This is a genomic window from Oceanobacillus alkalisoli (assembly GCF_022213125.1).
In the GTDB taxonomy this organism is placed as follows: Bacteria; Bacillota; Bacilli; order Bacillales; family Amphibacillaceae; genus Oceanobacillus; species Oceanobacillus alkalisoli.
The window spans coordinates 42,297-65,607 of record NZ_JAKNRA010000008.1; the positions used below are offsets into that span (position 1 = coordinate 42,297).

Sequence of the window (23,311 nt, forward strand, 5' to 3'; positions counted from 1 at the left end):
AGAACATAACCTCACTTTTATTTTTTATATAATTTTAAGTTTAAATTTAAATCATCTATAAAGCGTAATACTAGATTTATATCCTTGAAATAATCATACACCGTATCAATGTTCAACTCTTTCATAATGTTTAAGATAAAATGATTCGATCCTGTATGGATGAGTATATACACTTGATTATTATAAAATGTAAAATAAGGAATGAATCGTCCCTTCTTTCTTTTCCCACGCTTTCGTTCGATTGTGTCAGGTACATAGTTCACGAATTCCAGTAAGTTTTCCATTGTATCGGTTTGCAAAATAACTCTTGCTTCAATCTGATCCGTTGAATGAACAACAAACTTCTTCATAAACATTGGATTTTCCAGTAGAACCTCTTGCATTATATGCTGCTTATCGAATTTTTTTAACTTTTTTCGATACTTTCTTTTCTTTAGCAACCAGCGAGGTTTAATCATCGTAAACGAACGACCAAAGTCTTTATTGAACTCTACTTTAAAAAGCAAACCAGCCGCTAACATTCCTAATGGTTTTTCAATAACTTTGCCTTTTTGCCGTTTTTTATAATCATTCCGAACGATCATCTCACTAAATGACAAATATGTATATGCATCTTCATCTCGGTCATACACATATCCCTTAATTAAATCATCTCCGAATCCAACGTCAGCTCTATGTTTAAATATACGCATTTCATTCACATCATCAATTGTTAATGAGCCATCCGGTTCATATGTAAAATATGAGTTCATAAATTTGACGAGTTTTGGCACAATAATCACTTTTGCCCTCGATTCTAACTTTTTCTTATGTCTCATCCAATAAAGACCTATCCATCCAGTAATGGCAATCGGAGCAGCTGGTATGATGAATAATGTAATATCGCGAAAGACATAATAAATGAATAGCAATAGGAATGGGGCTGCAATGATTTGAGGAATTAAACCTTTCATAAACTTTTTTCGTTCAACTTCCAGACTCTCTAGTTCTTCTTTTAAATGCTTTTCATAAAAAGCAATAAATTCTGTTTTTTCTTTCGCAAATAATTCAAGTCCATAAGCATTTCTTTTTACTTCTCGCATCTCTTCGGTAAGCATACATTCCCTCCTTGATATTTTAATCATATATTTTTCACCGTCTGATGTTAGTGATTCATTATAACAAAGAACAATAAAAAACTTGGCAACTTTCATACATGTATATACTCTACATTTTATCTCCTCAAATATAAGTATCCGAGGAGATAATTGTATTAAACTTTTAGATAAGTATTTTGAATCATATGACTGTTGCTAAAGCATCAAGCTACTACTGAGGGAATGCATGAACCTTCTATAAAACCGTTATATAGTAATCCATCGTCCTTAAATTGAACAATCTTTAAGTGGTTATTGTTTTTGATAAAAATACTTTATGGAAATTAAAGATAATAGCCGAGTGTGCTCCAATAGGAATCCGTCCAATTATTATATTTTTGTAATACACGTATTTGGTAAATTTCTCCGTAATTATTTAAATAATATACCTTTTCATTTCCCCCTGTCAATGGATGGACCATTTATTTTAAATTTACCGTTTTTCTAGTGCAATCGAATATTAAATTAGCAGGATATACTCGATTCTCATCTGTATTGTTTGATTACAAGTTTTCATTATACTTACCGAGAAGCTATAAAACTTGCATTTCCATTGTTATCACATCTCTTATATAAAATAAATTAATGAATTTCATAATACGTATTTAATGCTTCACCATCACCGTATGTAGTTGAGTTGGTTCGTTCCCAACTACATATGGTGATGGGAAAGCCGACTTTGGTAATTATGAAATTCATTCAAATGTTAAAAAAGCTAACGATTTGAGGTTTTTGAGAATCCATTGCTTGCTTAATCAATTTTGACTTTTAAATAAGAATTAGCACAATATTCCCCTTAATCACCCATTCAACAATTGCAGCCTGTTATGAAAAAATCACACTCCAGAGATTCCTGCAATTATGACAAAAGTAGTCCATAAAAAACCACAAATCAATAAGATAATTATCCCAAGCATTGATAAACCAAATATTAATTTTCCTTTTACTTTTTTTCCCCTAGTAATTGCTACCACTAAAAAAACCACACCCATTAGCCAAAGAAAATAAGTGAAAGCAACTCCAACCCAATACCAAACAAAATCATCCCCCCAGTACGCCATACGTTGAAATGGATCACTCATTAAAAATACACCTATTGCACATAATAACGATAAAAACACAAAAAACTCATTCTTTTTTATAAAGTTCATCTTATTACCTCCCTCTTATCTATGCCACAATATGAACTCTTAGACGATGCTTCAATCTTACAATAAATACCACTAACGTTGCATAAATTAAGACTAAAAAAATAAAACAGCCACTATTTAACGATGAAGCAAGGAAAAGTCCTTTATAACGGATTTAGTCAAGTGCATCCCGATTCGGCACGTCCTCCGATTCATTTCCAATAATCTCAGCGTCTAAAACCATGTTCCTTACAACTAGCTTCGCCTCCAGCACATCATACATATAAATTCCTTTTTCTCACCGGTTTCCTTGTCCGTATATACTTATTTAAACAATGAGTACAGTGTTTTTTATGAAAGGTAAATAGTCCTAGGCCACTGATGATCGTTTCCCAACATTTACCACTTATCCGGTATCGCTCAAAACAGCGTTTCGGAAGGAACCTTTTAATCAGGTAAGTACGCATTTTATCCATCTCTTCTGAGTTTAAGCAGGATAATTAATTGTGCTGTAATGAGGTAGTTATTCACCGACATCTTAAATGATAGAAACATAAAAGTCGCAGTGACATATAACATATCTCACTGCGACTTTTCGCTGTACTTAGGAAACTTAGAAAAAAAGAAATAGTTAAGGTTCAATATTAACGATTAACTCATCCATATCGGGGACTTCATCAATTAATTCATTTTTCTTCAACCACTCGGCTGTCTCTTCCCATGAGCTTATATCTTGTGTTCCAAATCCTGATTCACTTTTCATTTTTGGTAATAAAATGTTCATGCTTTCCATCTCTACTTCTTTATCAAGAGCAAAGTTAGCTTGGTCTTGATGATCAAGAATAATTTGTAGTGCATCTTCCGGATTTTCAACCATGAAGTCGAAGCCTTTTCGAGCAGCTTTCCAAAAAGCTTCTATATCTGCTTGCTCATTTTCCCATGTATCTTCACTTGTCACTGCAACTATTTCATAATAACTTGGTACCCCGTAATCAACTGGGTTAAAATAATCAATTTCGTACCCTTCGCTTCGTAAAACAGGAACTTCGTGATTGACATACATTCCGCTCACCGCATCGACCTGTTCAGAAATCAAGGAAGAGCCTAATTCAAATTCAACATTAATCATGTCAACTTTGTCATAATTTCCACCATCATAATTCACAATCGTTTTTACTAGTGCTTCGTTTATCGGTATTCCAGGATAGCCAACCTGCTTACCCTCTAGCTCTTTTGGTGAAGCCATTGGATTATCTGAACGATAAACAACATGATTTAATGGTTCTCTTACGATTGCAGCGACAGATTTTACAGGAATATCTTCGTTAGCTTTTGCCATAATTACATCTGGCTGGTAATATAATCCCATCGTAATATTTCCTGAAGCTGCGAGTGTAAGAGGATCGGTAGGATTTGCAGGAAATTGAAATTCCACATCTAATCCTTCCTCAGCAAAATAGCCTTTTTCATCAGCTACGTATAAATAACTGTGAACTGCATTTGGATACCAATCGAGCATGATGCTTACCTTTTTCATTTCATCGCTAGCAACAGAACTTTCTTCTTTTGTTTCACTTTTATCTTCACCACATGCACTTAATATTAAGAGAAGCAAAGCAATAGTGAATAAAAAAATAAAGTTTTTTTTCATTTTATATTCGTCTCCAATTCAATATGTATTTTTCTAATAAAACAACGGCAATAAATAAAAGAATACCTATAAGCGAAAGTAAAACAATCGGAGCAAATACTCCCGCCCCATCGAATTGCGTCATCATTCGACGGCTAAAATACCCTAATCCCGCTTGTGCACCGAGCCATTCACCAATTGCAGCACCAATAACACTCATAGGTACAGCCACTTTTAATCCTGAAAAAAAGGATGGTAAAGCAGAGGGCACTTCTAACTTGAAAAAAAGTTGTCTTTTAGAAGCACCCATGGATTGAAATAATTCCTTCAGATCCCTATTTGTAGACCGTAATCCATCAAATGTGCTTACAGTAATCGGGAAAAAAGTAATAATAATCGTTACAACAATTTTACTCCAAATAGAATATCCAAACCAAAGTACAAAAATTGGTGCCAGGGCGATAATAGGGATTGTCTGCGAGGTAATCAGCAATGGGTATAACGTTTGTTCTAATGTTTTTGACATACTCATGCCAATTGATAACAGAATACCCAGCGTTAAGGAAATAGCTAGGCCGATCGCAATAACGGAAAATGTAATAGGAAGATGATGTAAGAACAATTCTTCACGTAATTCCCATAGTTTCATCCCAATTTCAGTTGGAGCAGGAAGAATAAAAGATGTGTTAATCCGCCTTGCACCTATTTCCCATATAAGTAATAGGATAAAAGTCAATATAGTTGAATACATATAATTTTTCATGTGTTAAACCCTCATTCGGAAACGTTCTATTAAACTATTTTTTAGTTCAATTACCTTTTTTTGATCCAAATGGTGTTGCCGCCTCGGACGTTTGAGTGGAACTTTAACTTCCTCTAATGTTGTAACAGGGGTATCTGTAATAACAAAAATTCTATCAGATAAAAACAAAGCTTCGGAAATATCATGTGTAATAAATAAAATAGTCGATAATTGTTTCTCCCATTGTTCTAGTAGCCATTCCTGCATAAATAATTTTGTCATCGCATCAAGTGCAGAAAAAGGTTCATCTAGCAATAACACGTTCGAACCTGATAAAGTGGCACGTAAAAAGGAAACCCGTTGACGCATTCCACCAGATAGTTCATTTGGATATTTATTTTCATATCCTTTTAATCCAAATTCCCCCAACAGCCTATCTACTTTACTATCAGTATCCTTTTGCTTTTGTATTTCCAAAGGAAGGAATGCATTTTGTCTAACCGTTCTCCAAGGCATTAATAAATCTTGTTGTGGCATATACCCAACTTTACCTAAGCGTTTCTCCATCTCTTCACCATTGACATAAATAGAGCCGCTTTTTTGTTGTTCCAATCCAACTATGAGTCGGAAAATAGTTGTTTTTCCCGAGCCACTTGCACCAACAATACTGACAAATTCTCCTTTTGGAATAGAAAAACTCACATCTTTTAAAATTCGCATTTGTCCGGCAGCATTTTCGTAATCAAAATAGACATTTTTAAATTGAAGTGCTTGTTCGTCATTGTCTAGTATACTTTTCATGGATATTCATCCTTTTTATGCTTAAGTAATAAGATCATTTATTATTTTTTCTTGATTGGACCATTGATAAATAAAGTGAATCATCGTTTTTGTAAAGGAAACTAATTGATCGATAGATAACTGTTCGTTTACAGCATGTGCATGAAGAAAATCACCTGGTCCATAAATTGCGGCCGGAATGCCTGCTTCAGAGAACCAGCCTCCGTCTGTAACAGATGGTGAAACATCGATGGTCACAGGTTCAGCATGAATCTTATTGTGAGATTTTGATAATATTTTTATCGCCTGATGATTTGGATCTACTTCAAGAGAAGGAAAAATCTCCCCCTTATCTTGAATCATTGATGTTCCACCCCATTCAAATATTGGTGGATTCTCACGTAACCATATGTCCGCTTCAGCGACTCTTAAGAGATGGTCTTCTATTTCTTGGGTAACTTGTTCATAGGTTTCATCCGGATAGTAATGAACAGTAAGCCATAACCGGCACTCATCAGCAATAAATGCTGCATGACGACCACCTTCGATGACCGCTGGATTAATCGTATTTGTCCCAGGTGGATAGCCCTCATATTGCTTCGTTATTGCCCAATGACGTTCAAGCTCTTGAAGACCTTCTATTAATTTCGACATTTTTTCAATTGCGCTTGCACCAAATAAGCCTCCACCTGCATGGATCATATTTCTGCGGGTTGCATCATGAAAGGTCTTTTCACTTTTAACGGTAATCCAACCAGTAATGACACCACCTTGACCTTGGATGTGCAAATCACTTGTGTCCACAACGAGAGCAAAGTCGGCGTGATAACCCCGTTCACAGCATTGTAATGTACCTGCTTCTCCAACTTCTTCTCCAATTACGGATTGAAAGATAACATCACCTGCAAAGGTCATATCTCCTTCGTTTAATAACTTTAGTGCAAATAACGCTCCGGCAAGTCCACCTTTCATATCAGCAGCTCCACGACCAATGATGTTGCCATTTTGAATCATCGGTTGGAATGGATCTGATTTCCACGCTTCATCTTCTCTTACTTCTGCTACATCGATATGCCCATTTACAATGAGACTTTGATGGGTATCTGATTTCGTTCCCTTTTGCACGCCAACGACATTAGGGTCATTGGGATAAACATCCCACATATCGATAGAGAAACCAATCTGCTCTAAAAATTGAGCCACATATGTTTGTGCTTCTCTCGTATTTCGAGCAGGTGGAGCGGGTGTTTTAAATGAGATGAGAGTAGCTAGTAAATCTACTAACTCATCTTGACGTTCATCTACTTGAGCTATTATTTTGTTTAGATTACTCATCATGTATAACCTTCTTTCATAAGAGAGAACTTGATATTCACACATATAATACTTGAAAAAACGAGTAGGGAGAACGATATAAAAGCTTCCTGTTTTAAGGAGGCAATCAACAAGTCTCCTCACACGTGCAGCTTGGGGGAATCATGTTCGGTTTGTTTTCCAGTAGGAATTGTGTAAACTTTATCTACAGTAAATAGATGGTGTCAGTTTGGATAACTGTTTAAAGCATAAAGTGAGCTCAGCTGACTAAAAAGAGCTACTGCCAGCATCAGGAAGCAGCTCATGAGCCAATACACACATGTCGATAATTGTAGATGAATTATAATGACGATGCATTTGCGTTGTCACCGCTTCCTTACGCTAGTATGAACTAGATCAAGTTTAAGAATTAAGGAGAAGTCCTTTCTCAGTTTTATAGAAACTATGAGTAAAGAGTTACGCCAAAATACCCCTAGTGGTGAAATGTATGGAATTTTTCTTTTAACAAATAATTGTACCATCTATTTCAATTGATTCATCTATTCATCTATTTAATCACGGACAAAGATATCTTTAATTCTTTTCAACTCATGTTCAGGTTTATCTTTTGCAATGTCATTTATCAAGTCGATACAGTCATCAGCATTTTCAGGGAAATTTCCAAAAGACTGCGATAGCGCTTTCCATGCGCCGAGCTGTGTTTGACTAAGTCATATAACTTGTATAGACAGTCATAGTAGCTGAAGGTTCTGTTGCATCTAACTCTTCAGTCGAAATATTGAATTCCTCTGCATACTTACGATACAGATCCATTTCAAAATCCATTGTGACGTTAAGTAGATTAGTAAAAGTAGTCATTGTTTTTAAATCATTCGCTTTCGTACTACCAATCGCGAACACACGAGAGTATTCAATTAAGTATACGTAATCTTGTTCCATAATAATGAATGAATAAACTTCTCTTTATCGAGAGTACCTTCCCCAATCCCCTTCACAAATGGATGCTCTAAATAATTACCCAAACAGGTTCTACAGTTTTGAATAGGCGATCTGTAATCGTCATAATATCTTATCTCCTTCTTTCTATTTTGAATAATAAATCAAAAAAACCATTCCACTAATAGAGGGAATGGTAGAATAAAAGATACTGTTATACGTATCGCCACCACTTCCCTACGCTAGTATGACCTAGTTCAGGTTCAAAGGGTCAAGACATGTCTTTCTCAGCAAACTTTTGCTCCCCTAGTGATTCATCTATGCAATTAGCCTTATTATAATCATACATGTTTACCCTTGTCAAATATCGCTGGATTTGGGTTTGTATCAAGCTTTTCTCGGTAGATCTTTTAGGCATTATTTATGCAACGCCTGCGATAGTTCCACTACACGGACAAAAGTTAAGTCAATGATGGCGGACTAATAAATTCGCACCACATTAGGCATGTATAATGGTCTTTTTGATAGTGGCTCTCTTGTCCCCATTCACTGGCTCTATTATCCGCAAACGGTGGCTCAAAACTCCGCACTGCTGGCTCATTCTGTCCGCAATACTCACCTATTGTCTTTATTAAAAATGACGTACACTATGATATTCACCCTGCCAAGGTGATGAAACAATTAACTTACTGTCATCTCTAGTTACCGATAGAGTCTGCATATCCCAATAAATAAAGGGTCTGCAGACATTTTTAAGTTTAAGGTTATCTGTAATACTCATTAATGATTTCATGTTTCATGCCAAATTTATGCCACAAAAAAGCAATCACCCTCAGCTTATCCTGGCTAGTTGAGTGATTACTTTATCCTGACAAATCCCCGCCGCACTTGATGCGGGCAACTGTCTATATTCTAATATATAAACCTTTCTTATTCAATCGGAGACTTCAATAGCATCAAATGTGTGATCCATTTAGTTTAAATTCATGATACGGAAGCCTCATTATTATATAAGTTCTCCTGAGAAGTCATAAAAATATGCTGTATATTACCAACAACTATCAAGTTCTAACACAGCGTCTGTAATAGAATGATATTTCAAATCTATTAGGCGAGGTATCTTTTCTTGATAAAGCTCTTCGAAATCAGTGACCGGGATCGATATAAGTCTATAAACACTGATCTCACAAGGTTTTTTGTATGAAATGTGTAAAATTTGTGTAAAATAATTTTAAAAAGATACTTTAATGAATTTCATAATACGTATTTAATGCTTCACCATCACCATATGTAGTTGAGTTGGTTCGTTCCCAACTACATATGGTGATGGAAATGCCGACTTTGGTAATTATGAAATTCATTCACTTATGTCCGCAATGTTAATGAAGTTTTTATCTGCTTTATATAGTATACTTGAATAATAAATATAGTTAAGCAACTACCTTATCCAATACATTTAAAATTTCTTTAAGGTTGGACTTAACAAGAAAAGCCTTTGCTCCATTTTTTAAACACTCGTCTACATAAAAGTGGTGACCTAGAGATGAGCACATAATAACCTTAATTCCTGGATATAATCTTACTAAATGTTTTAGCGCTTGTATTCCGTCCATCTCATCCATAGTTACATCCATTATAACTATATCTGGTTTATATGAGTGAAATTTTAGTATTGCCTCTCGACCGTTTGAAGCTTCAGCTATGACATTATATTTTTTCGTATCGTTCAGTATATTTGCAATATACTTTCTCATAAAGGATGAATCATCAACTAAAAGTATGCTGTATATAGTAATCACCACTTTTTATTTACTAATTTTATTTTACTAGTTTTTTAGAAAAGAGTATTATTTTATTTAACGTTTTTCGCTTTTTAATATTAAAATCAATCCCTCTTCTCAACATTTCTTCTTTTAAGATTATTTTAAACTGCACGTCCACTTTGAGTTCAATGGCTTTTTTATACGGCTCAATTATTGTCTTATTAGATAAATAAGGATTTCATATTAAACTTCCTTTTGCTCAAGCATTTTTCTTCTTTTCTCAAGTTCTTTGTTTCTAATCAATTTGTTTAGGTCATTTTGCGCCCTAGTTTCTGCTTCAATGAATTTAACGCCATAAATAAGTTTATTACTATTAATGTGCTCCTCTTTTCGCATCAATAATCCTCTTATTTCAAATTCGTGATTATCAAATTCGAATTCCATTTTAATCTCAACAGCATCTTTAACAGGCAGATTATATATTGATTCTAAGTGTAATCCAGTAAAGCTAATGTCACTTATTATTCCTTCTCCCATACGGTTTTTAACTAAATCAATATCTTTGTCACCAATTTTTAGTATGTAAAATTTACATACTTCATTGCCTATTGGAAGACGTAGAAAATTTCTTCTCTCTTTATCTTTTAATTTTTCTTCTAAAGATACTATTTGTTCATTCAGTTCTTTAATATCCATTTCTTTTTGCTTTGAATATTTCCTATAAATTAATAACATTATTAAAAAAATTGAAAAAAATGATAATAATATTAAAAACATTATCAAGAATATACTATTCAATTTAAATCACCTGCTATATCATTAATTTGCTTAATTTATCTGGCTTTCCCATTAAAAACCCCTGTACATAATCAATATCTAATGAGTTTGCTGTAAATCAATGATATCTCGTGCACTTTCTGCAGGAATAGATACGTCTTATGTGTTAATGGATAGCTGGTTTACCCAGCAGCCACTAATTCAATCTATTGTGGAACAAGGTATGGATGTGATTCGCATGGTGAAAGCTACCAATCAACGTTATTTGATTGGTGAAAAACGTGTTAGTTTAAAAGAGCTTTATCTTCTAGCGACACCAACTTCAGGAAACAAAAGTATCTTGCGTTCCATTCATACAACGATGGCAAACGGAGTACCAGTAAAAGTTGTATTCGTTCGAAATCGTAATAAAAGAAGTGAATGGTTAGCTATCTTAAGTACAGACTGTACCTTAACAGAAACAGAAATTATTCGAATTTATGGAATGTGCTGGGACATTGAAGGCTTTTTCAAGGCGACAAAATCCCTATTGAAATTACAAAAGGAATTTCAAGGTAGATCCTATGATTTACTAATTAGCCACACGACTATTGTCTTTTCAAGATATATCCTTTTGTCTTGGCAAAATCGCTGTAGTACAGATGACCGCACACTTGGCGGAATGTTTTATGAACTTTGTGGCGAAGTAAATGAACTGGATTAGTCAGTTGCATTACAACAGCTAATCGAGCTTCTTGAAGATGCTTTGAATAAAACGAACAAGAAATTCAAAAAGTTAATCAAAAGTCAACTACAGTATTGGTTTGCGGGCTTACCTAGTTATATCAAGGTGTACCTGCCTAGTTTGAGCTGCGAAAATTGAGTCTCTAATACAAGGCAATTAGTCGTTATTTTTGAATTTTCAATTCTATCACATAATATATTTTTGAAGTTTGGCGAAACAAGAGTAGTTGGGTGGATGTTTAAAAACAAGTGAGTGTCTGAGGTAGTTTTATCTACGTAATCGTTAAAAGTCTGTATCGCCGTATTAATTGAGTATAAATCCAATTCAAATATCTTTTTTAAATTTATTGCTGTATTAAATAGTGATTCTGGATTTTTAGTACAGCTTGATCGTAATAAACCCTCATATCCTAAGATTTTAGAATCGTGAATATCGGTTATGAGTTGAAAAATGATGGTACAAACTATTATCCAACATATGTTGAAATTGATCCTTTTCATTAATATTCAATTATTCATACTCCCTACTATAAAACTTAATGTCACTTTTTATCGGAATTTGGAAAATGAATTCCAACATTAAATAATCATATCATATTGAATTTTTATTTTCAAATGTTTTTATAGGCCATTCGAACCATTAATACATCAAGTTAATAGATCTTTAATCATCCTTTAACAAATCGAATCAATGTTTGTTCCCTTAATTCCATTCCTTCCGTATACCAGTCTCGAATTGGGAGTGTTATTTCCGCTTCCTTCGAATTAAACTCCTCTCCAACCCAGCATGTATAAAATTCAAAAAACTCGCCCACGTCTAAATAGGAATCCATCATCTCGCATACTTGATGCAAACCAGTTTTGTTTTCTTCATAAAATTTTTCATCCTGATAAGGTGATAGTTCCATTCCCCAACTATTAAACGTTACTTCATATACATATGTCGTTGAAAACTGCGCTTCTTTTACTTCATCTAAACTTCCTTCATCAGAGAAACTCGGACCAACAAAAATTTTACCCTCCACAGGTTCTTCCTCATATCCCTTTTCTTCAATGGATACATTACTACCAATGTAACTTGTTAGACTCATCGTTTGTTCACCTCATAGCAAATCCTGATATTTTCGTTTACCATATAAAATCCGCATAATGATTACTTGTTTCAGCTGCTCATCTACAACATAAAAGATGATATAAGAACCAACAATAATTCTTCTATATCCTTTCAATTGTAGATATTCATCCACAAGTCGACTACCTGAATTCGGAAATTCCTTCAATTGCCTGATATTATTTTCTATCCGTTCTAATAAATCTGTTACAATGGTCCGGTTAAAAGCTCGCGGTCAATACTCAGGCTCAATTATATTAACAGTTCTCCATGTTGCTCATCTTCTAGTGAGATGTACTAAATTAATATACCCGATTAAAAAAATCTACACCAATCAGAACTAAACGAGCATTCCAATGGTCTCTTATGAAAATATCTTTATGCTTTCAATAAAGGATCGTACGTTCGTCATTTGTTTAAAAAATTATATATTCATGATAAAATAGAAATACAGCTGAAAGTTTTATGAGTAGGTGGTTGTCATATGTTCCTTTTCCTTTAATGAGGGAAAGGGTGATAATCATGGAGACATTCTTGGAGTTTTTAAAAGAAGTGTTGAAAGGGGATTGTGCGTGCAATTAGTGCATATCTTTTTCAATAAAACTTTTTAAACAAAGAGAAAACCGCCCGTCGCCGTAGGAAGCAGGGTGGTTCTCAAACAAAGAAATAATTTTTGACAACCACCACCTGTACGGCTGAGGCTGCGAAGAGTAGTGTTGACGCACTTCTCTTTTTTACTATCTATATTCATTTTACCTTAAATCATGCAAAAATCAATGTACTTATTGGCATTCCATTGTTAAATGATGCTATTTAACTCAACAAACAATTCATTTATTTAAATATATCTTAGGCTGACTAGTACATTTCTTGTTTCGGCTTTTTCGATAATGACTTTTCGGTATCAATTACCTCTATTATCTGAGATATAAAAGCTCTTTTATCTTTTCTTCTTTCCAAAAGGACATAGCCATTAAATTAAAAACAATAGTGACAGCAATTAATATAAGAAGCTTTATGGGCTCTTCCGCATAATAATCTGCCTCTTTTATGATAAAAAACATCCCCACACTAATAGCAATATTTGTATAAAACCATGCAAACAAATAGGTAATTAATAAAATAACTAATAGAAAAGCGATACCTGAATAATTAGACTTTCTATGTTCAAGAAAATCCTCCCATGTAAAAGTATGATTCACAGAAAGGACCAAAGCAATGACTAAAAGCACAGTGATCACTCGACCAATAATGAGTATTTTCCCAATAGGGACAGATGTTTTTCTACGTCCTTCTCTAACTCGTTTTTTTATTTTCTCAGGGTAGTACTTTTGTATGATTCGCGTTCTTGGAAAAATATTAGATTCTTTCACGTTTTTATGATATGAAGGTCTTATCCCAGCAGCATATTCCTCCTGGTATACGGCATAATAATGCCTTTCAAAATCTACTGCATAATAGGTTAGCGTAAAAGATATTGGGATGTATTTATGTCTTAAAACAATTACTCTTGAATCACGTGCGAGATTTCGGTGGCTCCTATACATGTGGTTATCGAATTTGGTAAAGAGAATAGAAAAATCTTTTGATAGCTCTTTTATTCTATTTTCATATTCCTCTATGTTTAACCATAGGTCAAAGAAGTAATAAAAATATTGGTGAACTTTTATTTCAAAGTATTTATTTGTAAAAGCATAGATGATACTTATTGCAAACAATGTAAAAAGGTTAAGAAAAGAATGTTTTTCAAGAGTTTCAAGACCAATAGAATTAAGTTCAGGCATGTTTTTCGTAAACATCATGAAAAAAGTTGCTATAAAAAATTGCCAATAAATAATCTTTAAAAATGTTTTAATCCAGTTATTAAAAAGAAGACTTGTTACACTGACACTCCGATCTCTAACCATAAATTTCTTATGCATTAAATATGAATATGTGAAGAATATAGCTATTATTGCAAGAATGCCTACTGGTATTCCAATAAAACGAAAATAAAACGAAAAATAACCATGATAATACGCTTCAAGAAAAGGAACCGTAACAAGGTACCAAGCTAGGACCGTTACAGATAGTTTTAGAGTGATTAAATAAAGCAAATAAATAACACTCTTTTTCTTCTTATAACTGGTCATATATGTAGAGAAAGGCAGAAAATATTCTATGATCTTGCTATTAAAAATAAAAAATGACAAAAAGAATGACATAAATGACTTCATATAATCGCTCCTGAAAAATTTTACGTTGTAATGTATTATAATTTTATAGTTTAGTCAATTTCACAATCCCGAATTGACACCATTAAGATACAACATCTAGTTGTCTTGGATCGTTCACAACTAGATGTTGAGTTGATATAGCTCATAAATGTAATTATGAAATTGACTCGGTTGTTTATACTTTATTGTTCCTCTGCCAATTGGAATACCTAAGCCAATAAATGCAATTGATAAAAATAACGTTCCAAAATCATCATTCCAGCCAAACTGTCCAACATTCTACTAATTAATAGATTAAAAAAACTTGAAATCCTTTGTTAATTTTTTTAAGATAATCTGTTCTATAATTTCTACAAGATTATCAAAGTTATTTTTATTGATAGTTTTTCCGAGTTTGATCAATATCTCTTTTTATCTCATCTACCAAACTCTGAGGTGATAATACTCTTACATGAAGGGAAAATTGCAATGCCCATTTTTTCATAGCTATTCTATTCACCATAACCCTAGCTGTTACTTCATCCTCTGTTTGATCGGAGAAAGTTATATTTTCTGTACCGAACCAATCGATAAACTTATTGAGGAAATATTTGTTAAATCTTAAACGTACGGAAACAGATTCGTCTGTAAACATATAAATATGCTCTGTCATATGTTTTGGCAGATTTAGCCCCTGTTCGAGCCCTTTTACTTCTTCCATCGGTTTACGTTTTCCCTTAAGCTTTTCAATGTTTGTAATCCGATCCAATCGATAGTGAGAGATGTTATCATACCGATCATTGTTACAAATTAAATAATAGCGCCCATTTGCCGCCACCAATTGATAAGGATTAATCAGATATTTTCTCGGAACACCATCTTGATCTGTTTGCGACTCTAAAACTAATCGTGCCCCCGGATCAATTCTTTTTGCGTTAATCGATGATTTTCATCTGTATGTTGTTGCAAAATTTTTAATAAATCTAAGATAAGTATTTTTTCTTGATTGTACACGCACACTACAGCCTCATATGTCATTAGATATTTTCGTTGCATGAAAAGATTTAAAAAAAGGCTTAGCAGGTTATTCCTCCCACGCGAACACTCTTTTCCGTTAGTTAGTCAGTGCCGCGCCCCGTCATAACCTCCTTAAGTAATAGCGCTTATATATAAAACGGGATAATTTATGGGTAATTATGACTTTCTGGGAATTTTCCCCCTACCTTTGAGGTCCGATACTTCATTGCACCCACCTCAAAGTTTATAATATCTTCCACTCTTCTCTTCCTCTTCAATAATGCTCATCAATTTTTCTTTGTATGCTGGTTTCAGGATATATTTAATGAAGTGTTCTAAGTCTACAACTTCTGCAGCTAACTCTCTCATCACCTTATTCGCGGCATCTCGATACTCACCAGATAATCCTGTATGTAACATGAATTCTCCCAAGTCGTTTTCATAGATATTAGAACTAAGTGTAATCTCCACTTTCTTTTTTCCATCCATTATGAACAATACTGGTTCAATACTCATATTTCCTGGATATATGATCACTTCAATATCTTCTACCTGTCCGAATTTACAGAAGTAGAAGTTTGACATCTCTATCATCTCCGTGTTGTTTACTTCACTTCTTGCCTGATACCTCTTTTCTTACTGAACCAATTTTATAGAATCATATTAAACCTGATTTTTTAAGTAATCATATATCTCTTCAGCCGGCCACATACATTCTTCTATGGTAAACTCTGTATTAAAGGACCGAGTAAATTCCTTAGCTATAATATCTGCAATTTCTTTCTTTGACATGTCATGCTCGATTTTTTCTGCTATTCTGCTAGATTCTCCATCATATTCATCATATGGTGCGTCAACGCCTGGACATAAAACATATGGATCAAAGCCGTCAATCGCCATTTTCACCTTTGCTTCTAAGGATACCTTTTCAACAAAAGGGCCACCATAAGGCATACGTGATGATGACAGGAATTCTTTGTATTCTTCACGATCCATTTCATCGATCATCTCTCCTGCTTTACGCTCTGCTTCCTCAACATCTTCTACCTCTACTACGATTTTTTTCTCCAATCTCATCCTTACTAATACTTCAACTTTTTTCATAGTCATTCCTCCCGCTATGTAAATGTCAAGCTTTTTCTTCATATCCTAAAGATAAAGCTAGAGTATTCTATGATCTCCTTTTGAATAAAAGGAGATTTTCTTATTTATCTTAACTTCTCTACACATTTGATTATATAATAAGTAATGGGTCATATTTGGCGCATAAGAATCTTATTCCTATATTTTTAAGTTAATTTTCTTACATAACTTTTCAATCAATCCGATCATAATTATATTTTCCTAGTTTTCCATCATTCAGGGCATCATCCAATGTATTTTCAACATCTGCAGATTTTAGATGTGGTTGAAGGGGCCATAATAACTTAACATAATTATCATGTACATCTAATACTCTTACATCAGCTCTTAGTTCTTCATTTATAAATTTATATATCCCTTTCTTATCCATACTATTAAAGTATATTTCAACCTCATGTAGTTTTTCTGCGTAATAATCTTCCTCATCTGCTTTGACTTTACAACTTCTTGTACACTCATCTTTCCCTCGTTTTTCACTGATATCTCTTATTTCTTCTTTTTTCTCTGCTAATGCTAGTCCATTCTTAAATCTACTTACGTTAGAGAATCTGTAACTCAGTAGTTGGTTGATAAATTCTATTAATTTGTTGTCTATTATTTCATCCCGGTCATTTATGTAAAAATCGACTAAATTGTTCTCTGCCAATGGATGATATGATTTTACAGCTGCTACATTAAATTCCGAAAATTCCGATACTCCTTTGTATATATTGGCTATTATCTCATTACCTTCATCATCTATGTATCCCCATAAACCATTCCGCAAAAATGGATGTAACTTTGAATTTGGTGAAATGATAACCTTGTCATAGTTCAACCCTGTGATAATTTCTCCCTGGGAATTTATCAATGCCTCTTTTTCATTCACTCTAAATTTAGTAATCTTACTATCTCCCTTAAATTCCGCTAATTCACATCCATGTTTCAAGATAAGTACCGGCATACTTGTTGCATCCATCAGACCATACCTTCCATCAAATTCCTGCGTTTTGGCAAGTCCAGACGCAGCAAATCCACTTGCATATTTGAATGTGTGGTCGACTGCTTTATTTCCATCTTCGTGTATGAATATATACTCTCCATTTCTCGATACTGCTGCAAATCCAAATCTAAAGGTAGATCCAGATTCATAGATTGGATGTATGACAAAGTTATCGTGCTTGTCAATATACCCTCCTAAGCCATTTTGACGTAGAACAAAAGCTAATCCATTCTCAGAAAATGGAAAGACTTTTTTATACTTTAAAGGGATGACCAATTTACCAGTCTCATCTATATAGCCATATTTACCATCCCTTCCCACTTGGCATAGACCATTACTTGGATAATATATTGTATCAACTTCTATTTCTGGTTCGATTACTATTTTTCCTGCTGTATTGATGATACATACTTTTCCATGTTTAGCTTTTAACATGTTGTCTTTATCCATAAGTTTACTCTCTCCTAGTCTATCGTAGATTCGTATGATCATGGTCCCTCTATAGCATTCAGTACAATGAAACACCCTGAATTCACAGATTCATGAAGAATTCAGGGCTTTTTATATATCCTTCTATTTTATGTATGATTCTAGTAATACTAGCAAGGAGAAATGATCCCCTTCAATTTCAATTAACGTTCTTCAGTTGTGAAAGCTTCTTTCAGCTCTTCTGCTAATGCTGTAGATTTTGGTGTTCCTGAATAATGGCTTATATTTACGATCCTGAACTCCTTATCCAAGCCACTTCTTCTCAAGAAATCATTAACAATATTTTGCGTTGGATTTTTCCCCATGACTATTAACGTGTGCGTTTTACCACCTAATAGGTCTAGCTCATTCTTTAGGATTTCACCGAATAATTTACAGAAGTTGTTATAGAACTCTTCTCCTTGAGTTTTGTCGTAATTTAATTTATCTATTGCTTTATTCATTGCTTTTTTAATATCAGGTCCATAACTCGTTGGGAATCCTTTTATAAAGTCTGTCATATAAGTTCCACTCACTGCCTGATTATAGAACTCTTTATCGTCTTCATTTTGCATCAGAGCATTTTTATATTTTATTGGACTTGGAATCGGTTGACGTCTTTCACCTGACTTAATACTGCGTACTTGAAACATTTCAAAGTGCTCTAATGTTTCAGTACCTTCGGCCGCTTTTAAGTCGATGCCCTTTGCTCCAGCATTCACACCTAACAAGACAAACCCTGATCTTAATGTGGCGCCTTCAGCTTGTAGCTTATCCCAATCTTGTAACACCTCTATATTTGCTGCGGCCTCCTCATGAGCTTTCTTTTTCGTTTGGTCGATCCAATAGGCAAAGCTACTATAGTTAGCAAAGCTACCACCTTCTTCTGGCTCTAAGGATAATACCTTTTGAAAGGGAATTGCCTTGATTTCACTTTCTGTTAAGTATTTTCTTGCAATCGTTGCGAAGTTTAATCCAGTTTCTTTTAATGCTTGATATTGTTCTTTTGTAATTATGTTGTTCATATTATGATCCCCTTTTATATATATTTTTACTTTCATACATCATTTATTCTTAATCGTCTTAACTACCTTACATTATTCACTATACATAAAGTTATGTGTCAAATAACTCCCATAAGAGATATTATTCATATTTTTTCAAGATATCTTTAAGTCCTTGCTTCAATTTTCCTCTTAAACTAAGAGGTTCTACAATTTCTACTAAATGACCATATTGTAATGCCCAGTAATAAGTTGCATTTTCATTTGCTCTCACACGTATCATTATTTCATTTTCGTCCTTTTCACTGATTGTATAATCCGTTCCATACCAATCGATGAAAATACCGATATGTTCTTTCTTCATTTTTATTTTTATTGGCACACTTTCACCGCTAAACATATAGATATGTTCATTCATATATTTAGCTAAATCAAAGTTTTGCCTTTCTCCAATAATGTTTCTTAGTGGATTGATAGGCTTTACTAATATTTCTACTTCTGATATTCTATCTATTCGCCTGCTCTCTAATCGATCTCCTCTCCCCGCATAACAGATGACATAATATCTAGAATTAGAGTTGACGATATAATACGGATGAATGATTTCTGTGCGAACATTTTCTAATTCTGCATGTTCATTAAATCGGCATACCGTAATTTTAATCTGTTTCCTCTTTTCAATTGCTTCGTCGATCTCGTCTAATACAGGATACAGATTCTCGTTACTTGTTCTACTAAGGCTTTGTACATAATGTATATTGCGATTCTTATTTTTTAAACTTACAGGGGATAGAGATTTTAATTTTTCTATGATGGCTTTTGCTTCTTCTGCTCGTATGTATGGGGCAAATAATATACTATCGATGAGGATTCTTAATTCATCATCCTTGAATTTATTCTTCTTGTAAATTCCTCGCTCTCCCTCAATATATCCACAATATCTCAGGGAAGCAATACGTTTACCAAGGGTTTTTCTCGTTACTTCTATATTATAATTTCTTTCTAATAGATTTAATATATCTTGTTGATAGATCTTTTTGTCCTCATTAGCATATTCAGACAATATTTCCAATATATACAGTACTAACAAATCTTTATCATACATATTCTGTAATACTCCCTTCTACTTATAGTTTTGTGGACGACTTAATGAATTTCATAATACGTATTCAATGCATCACCATCACCATATGTAGTTGAGTTGGTTCGTTCCCAACTACATATGGTGATGGGAAAGCCGACTTTGGTAATTATGAAATTCATTCGACTATATAATCATAAGACATTTAAGAAGATATATCTAGGTTTTATTACCCGGTCGATTAGTAGTGAATACTTAAAATCCAGTGGCAATATAGATAGACATACTATTATAGTAGGATCCTTCCAGTTGGGTGTTGTTACTGTGAAGCTTCACAAGTTTATCTAATTTCAAAAACTTTTTTAATGAGGTCTTTATATTCTCTATATTCTTTTGTTCCTCTAACTTGATATAATGATTCTGCAATGGATTTGTAATACCAATGTTGTAATTCTCTCCCGGCATTAAATTTTTCCCAAAGTTTTTCTTTTTCAATTTCATAGTCTTTGGATATAGATCTCATATTTGACAATTTATCAGCAAGTGTAGCAATTTCAATGTCTTTTGATTTATTTGTCTTTAAGCGGTTTAGTGTATTTTGTTTTCTATCCATCCATTTTTTAGACTTATCTTCACTCTGACTTCGAACTAAATTTGCAATGTTTTCATTAAATACTTCTTTAAGTGTTTCATAAGATACATAGGCATCCTCTATCGTGTCATGTAGTATTGAAGCGGACACTACATCACTATCAACTCTACCATTTTCGTTCGTCAAATTTGCTGCAATTGTTCCTGCCTCAAGACAGTGCAATATATATGGGATGTCTGTTCCCTTTCTCGTTTGATTCACGTGACAAGCTGTAGCAAACTGAATTGCTCGATTGATCATATACCCATCTCCTTTTTAATTTGAAGTCAGTTTATTGAAATCTGACTACATATTATAGACTACCACATTCTATGGGTAACTTTATACACATAATATTTTTCTTTCTTGTTGTACAAGGAGAAATTGCTCATAAGTTACTTATAATTAATTAATCAATTCTATATTCTAATAGCAACATACAAGATAGCTCTATTTTAGTAGAATAAAAAACCTTCCCTCACTTGGTTTGTTAGACTATTTAATTGTTCCGTGCTGTTTGAGTTGACTCGACAATATATCCCTTGTCGTTTCTCACTTTAAATAGTTCTTGGTGGAATGAAATGGACTTTTCTACTTTCAGATATCTTCTTATCCTCCAGGAATCATATTGTAAATAATACATTTAGACTAATTATAATAGATGCACTTTCGCAATGTTAATTTGTCTAAATCTAACATGATTTCCTCCATCTATCTATCTTGTCAATTCCCCTACTGAAAATCTATTCTATCAAGTCAACCCATATTTTAGGCATTTAAACCCCAACAACAAAAGGGGTTCCACCCGTTTACTTACTTAAATAACCGTAGGAGAAACCCTGTAAACTTTATTCTATCAATACTTCAACTCTTCTTATTCATCTTACTGTACAACCATAATAAACCCCTGCTTTTTTCCGCCCCTCCAACCCGCATTCCACCGTTTGAGTTATAATAAAGTTTTGCTACGGAACCCCTATTTTCACACTTTCTCGGTTCAAAAATGACCGTTTTTCGGGCCTTTTTCGGCTGTTTTTCATAGTTTTTGGAGAGTTATAATATAGTTTTGGGAATGGATTGAAGAAAAGTAATGGACATAAGAGATGAAGAACAAAGAGGAATTATTGGATAAGTATTGATTTGTTATTGAATTAGTATTGAATCGGATATTGGACAAAGCTAGTAATATCAATGGTTAGGTACAGAACTGTATTGAAAAGTTATTGGAAAAAGACATGAAAAAACTCGGGCTCCTGGTGAGGAAAACCCGAATTTTTGATGAGTTTTAAATTGAAAAAGCAAATGTTTATTCTTACAGAATTGGTGGTGAAGTTAGCAAGAGTTTATTATGACTGCCAATTGTTTTTTTAATTAGACACTTACCTAGACATCAATGCTACGCACTCCACATGCGGCGTATTCGGAAACATATCAACCGGCTGCACTTCAATTGTACGATACCCACCATCTTCTAATATTCGAAGATCCCGCGCTAATGTCGAAGGATTACAAGATACATACACAATCCGCTTCGGTTCCATTTCGATCATCGCTTCAAGAAACTCCGGTGCACAGCCTTTTCGTGGCGGATCCACAACAATCACATCTGGATCTAAACCTTCACGTTTCCATTCCGGCATAACCTTCTCTGCTTGTCCAACGACAAATTCTACGTTATCCATGTCGTTTAGTTTTGCGTTTGCTTTTGCATCCTGAATTGCTTCCGGAACAACTTCCACTCCATATACTTTCTTTGCCTTTTGTGCTAAGAATAATGAAATCGTACCGATACCACAATATGCATCAATCACGACATCATTCTCATCGATCTTGGCATATTCCAAAGCTTTATCATAAAGTACTTTAGTTTGTACAGGATTCACTTGATAAAATGATTTTGCTGAAATGGCAAACGTCAGGTCGCCAATTTTATCATGGATATATTCTTCTCCCCATAACACTTTCGTTTTCTTACCAAGAATAAGGTTCGTGCGTTGCTCGTTAATATTTTGCACGATGGATTTGATATTGGGAAATTTCTCCGTCAGTTCCTGAATCAACATTTCTTTACCCGGAAGTTTATTTGATTTGGTGACTAAAACAAGCATTATTTCTTTTGTTGCATAACCGGTCCGGAGCATGATATGGCGCAAGACTCCGCGGTGGTTTTCCTCGTCATATGCTTCGATCCCAATCCGGTTTGCGATATTTTTCACTTCCGGAAGAATCTCATTAATTTCCTCGGCCTGGCTGCTGCACGTATCTAAATCTTCAACGATCCGATGACTTCGCTTTTGATAATAACCGGTAATAAGTTTTCCGTCTTTTTCTCCAACCGGAATTTGCACTTTGTTTCGGTAATGAAATGGGTTGTCCATCCCGATAATTGGATGAACCAGCACATGTTCCAGATGTCCAATCTTCTTCATGACATTCTGTACTTGATTCTGCTTCATTTGCAGTTGGAGGTTATAGCTCATATGTTGCAACTGGCAACCACCACAATGCACATGACAAGTAGGATCAACCCTTTCTTCACTTGTACTCTTCAGCTCAATCAATTTACCGAACCCGAAATTTTTATTCACTTTGATTACTTTCACGACTGCTTCTTCTCCAGGTAGACCATTCGGGACAAATAATGGATAGCCCCCTACCTTCCCAACACCATTTCCTTCATGTGTCAGGTCTTCAAAAGTTAATGTTACGTATTCATTTTTCTTTACAGGAGCTTGTGATTTTGCCATG

General features: G+C 34.1%; 21 protein-coding genes, 3 pseudogenes and 1 riboswitch. Of the genes and pseudogenes, 1 reads left to right on the forward strand and 23 read right to left on the reverse strand.

Annotated features, from left to right (window positions below; all coding sequences use genetic code 11):
• Positions 1-17 precede the first annotated feature (17 nt).
• The 10 genes and pseudogenes from L3V42_RS11115 to L3V42_RS11155 form a co-directional block, all read right to left on the reverse strand.
• Complete coding sequence (locus L3V42_RS11115) at positions 18-1,097, reverse strand: DUF3137 domain-containing protein (protein WP_235762842.1); 1,080 nt, start codon at positions 1,095-1,097, stop codon at positions 18-20.
• A gap of 875 nt (positions 1,098-1,972) precedes the next feature.
• Positions 1,973-2,287, reverse strand: a complete 315-nt coding sequence (locus L3V42_RS11120) for a hypothetical protein (RefSeq protein ID WP_238471997.1) — start codon at positions 2,285-2,287, stop codon at positions 1,973-1,975.
• 610 nt (positions 2,288-2,897) lie between these two features.
• Complete coding sequence (locus tag L3V42_RS11125) at positions 2,898-3,917, reverse strand: ABC transporter substrate-binding protein (protein WP_235762844.1); 1,020 nt, start codon at positions 3,915-3,917, stop codon at positions 2,898-2,900.
• Position 3,918: 1 nt separating this feature from the next.
• Positions 3,919-4,659: an ABC transporter permease gene (locus L3V42_RS11130; RefSeq protein WP_238471998.1), complete on the reverse strand. Its 741-nt coding sequence runs from the start codon at positions 4,657-4,659 to the stop codon at positions 3,919-3,921.
• Between the two features lie 3 nt (positions 4,660-4,662).
• A complete protein-coding gene (locus L3V42_RS11135) occupies positions 4,663-5,439 on the reverse strand; it encodes an ABC transporter ATP-binding protein (RefSeq protein ID WP_238471999.1) in 777 nt (258 codons plus the stop codon).
• Between the two features lie 21 nt (positions 5,440-5,460).
• Entirely contained in the window at positions 5,461-6,756 is a 1,296-nt protein-coding gene (locus L3V42_RS11140; RefSeq protein ID WP_238472000.1) for an acetylornithine deacetylase, read from the reverse strand.
• 681 nt (positions 6,757-7,437) lie between these two features.
• Complete coding sequence (locus tag L3V42_RS11145; protein ID WP_235762848.1) at positions 7,438-7,671, reverse strand: thiaminase II/PqqC family protein; 234 nt, start codon at positions 7,669-7,671, stop codon at positions 7,438-7,440.
• A gap of 214 nt (positions 7,672-7,885) precedes the next feature.
• A riboswitch (TPP riboswitch) is annotated at positions 7,886-7,986 on the reverse strand.
• 1,112 nt (positions 7,987-9,098) lie between these two features.
• Positions 9,099-9,470, reverse strand: a complete 372-nt coding sequence (locus L3V42_RS11150) for a response regulator (RefSeq protein WP_369412887.1) — start codon at positions 9,468-9,470, stop codon at positions 9,099-9,101.
• Between the two features lie 16 nt (positions 9,471-9,486).
• Positions 9,487-9,651: pseudogene (gene sda, locus L3V42_RS18520) on the reverse strand (sporulation histidine kinase inhibitor Sda); the annotation flags it as partial.
• 23 nt (positions 9,652-9,674) lie between these two features.
• Entirely contained in the window at positions 9,675-10,229 is a 555-nt protein-coding gene (locus L3V42_RS11155) for a PilZ domain-containing protein (protein WP_235764056.1), read from the reverse strand.
• 100 nt (positions 10,230-10,329) lie between these two features.
• Between L3V42_RS11155 and L3V42_RS11160 the strand changes: the two are divergent.
• Positions 10,330-11,070 (forward strand): annotated as a pseudogene (locus tag L3V42_RS11160) (IS4 family transposase); the annotation flags it as partial.
• Here the strand turns inward: L3V42_RS11160 and L3V42_RS18525 are convergent.
• The 13 genes and pseudogenes from L3V42_RS18525 to rlmD form a co-directional block, all read right to left on the reverse strand.
• Positions 11,028-11,432 (reverse strand): EAL domain-containing protein, encoded by a 405-nt coding sequence (locus L3V42_RS18525; protein WP_369010274.1) that lies wholly within the window; start codon positions 11,430-11,432, stop codon positions 11,028-11,030. The pseudogene L3V42_RS11160 and the gene L3V42_RS18525 sit on opposite strands and share 43 nt — an antisense overlap.
• A 167-nt stretch (positions 11,433-11,599) precedes the next feature.
• Positions 11,600-12,022, reverse strand: a complete 423-nt coding sequence (locus tag L3V42_RS11165; protein WP_235764055.1) for a hypothetical protein — start codon at positions 12,020-12,022, stop codon at positions 11,600-11,602.
• Between the two features lie 12 nt (positions 12,023-12,034).
• On the reverse strand, positions 12,035-12,256 hold the full coding sequence (locus L3V42_RS11170) for a type II toxin-antitoxin system RelE/ParE family toxin (RefSeq protein ID WP_340455720.1): 222 nt from the start codon (positions 12,254-12,256) through the stop codon (positions 12,035-12,037).
• Positions 12,257-12,959: 703 nt separating this feature from the next.
• On the reverse strand, positions 12,960-14,258 hold the full coding sequence (locus L3V42_RS11175; RefSeq protein ID WP_238472002.1) for a hypothetical protein: 1,299 nt from the start codon (positions 14,256-14,258) through the stop codon (positions 12,960-12,962).
• Between the two features lie 373 nt (positions 14,259-14,631).
• Complete coding sequence (locus L3V42_RS18685; RefSeq protein WP_500797182.1) at positions 14,632-14,958, reverse strand: WCX domain-containing protein; 327 nt, start codon at positions 14,956-14,958, stop codon at positions 14,632-14,634.
• Between the two features lie 36 nt (positions 14,959-14,994).
• Positions 14,995-15,177, reverse strand: a pseudogene (locus L3V42_RS18690) (WYL domain-containing protein); the annotation flags it as partial.
• 314 nt (positions 15,178-15,491) lie between these two features.
• Positions 15,492-15,839 carry a hypothetical protein gene (locus L3V42_RS11185; protein WP_235764052.1) on the reverse strand — a complete coding sequence of 116 codons (348 nt, stop codon included), beginning with the start codon at positions 15,837-15,839 and terminating at the stop codon, positions 15,492-15,494.
• A 78-nt stretch (positions 15,840-15,917) separates the two neighbouring features.
• A complete protein-coding gene (locus tag L3V42_RS11190; protein ID WP_235764051.1) occupies positions 15,918-16,358 on the reverse strand; it encodes a hypothetical protein in 441 nt (146 codons plus the stop codon).
• Positions 16,359-16,569: 211 nt separating this feature from the next.
• Positions 16,570-17,829, reverse strand: coding sequence for a WG repeat-containing protein (locus tag L3V42_RS11195; protein WP_238472003.1), 1,260 nt, complete (start codon positions 17,827-17,829; stop codon positions 16,570-16,572).
• A 182-nt stretch (positions 17,830-18,011) separates the two neighbouring features.
• The gene (locus tag L3V42_RS11200) at positions 18,012-18,872 is read right to left on the reverse strand and encodes a hypothetical protein (protein ID WP_238472004.1); all 861 of its coding nucleotides are present in this window, start codon (positions 18,870-18,872) and stop codon (positions 18,012-18,014) included.
• Positions 18,873-18,993: 121 nt separating this feature from the next.
• Positions 18,994-19,956, reverse strand: coding sequence for a helix-turn-helix transcriptional regulator (locus L3V42_RS11205; protein WP_235764048.1), 963 nt, complete (start codon positions 19,954-19,956; stop codon positions 18,994-18,996).
• Positions 19,957-20,272: 316 nt separating this feature from the next.
• A complete protein-coding gene (locus L3V42_RS11210) occupies positions 20,273-20,824 on the reverse strand; it encodes an HD domain-containing protein (protein ID WP_238472005.1) in 552 nt (183 codons plus the stop codon).
• 1,118 nt (positions 20,825-21,942) lie between these two features.
• Positions 21,943-23,310, reverse strand: coding sequence for a 23S rRNA (uracil(1939)-C(5))-methyltransferase RlmD (gene rlmD / locus L3V42_RS11215; RefSeq protein ID WP_238472006.1), 1,368 nt, complete (start codon positions 23,308-23,310; stop codon positions 21,943-21,945).
• Position 23,311: the final 1 nt, after the last annotated feature.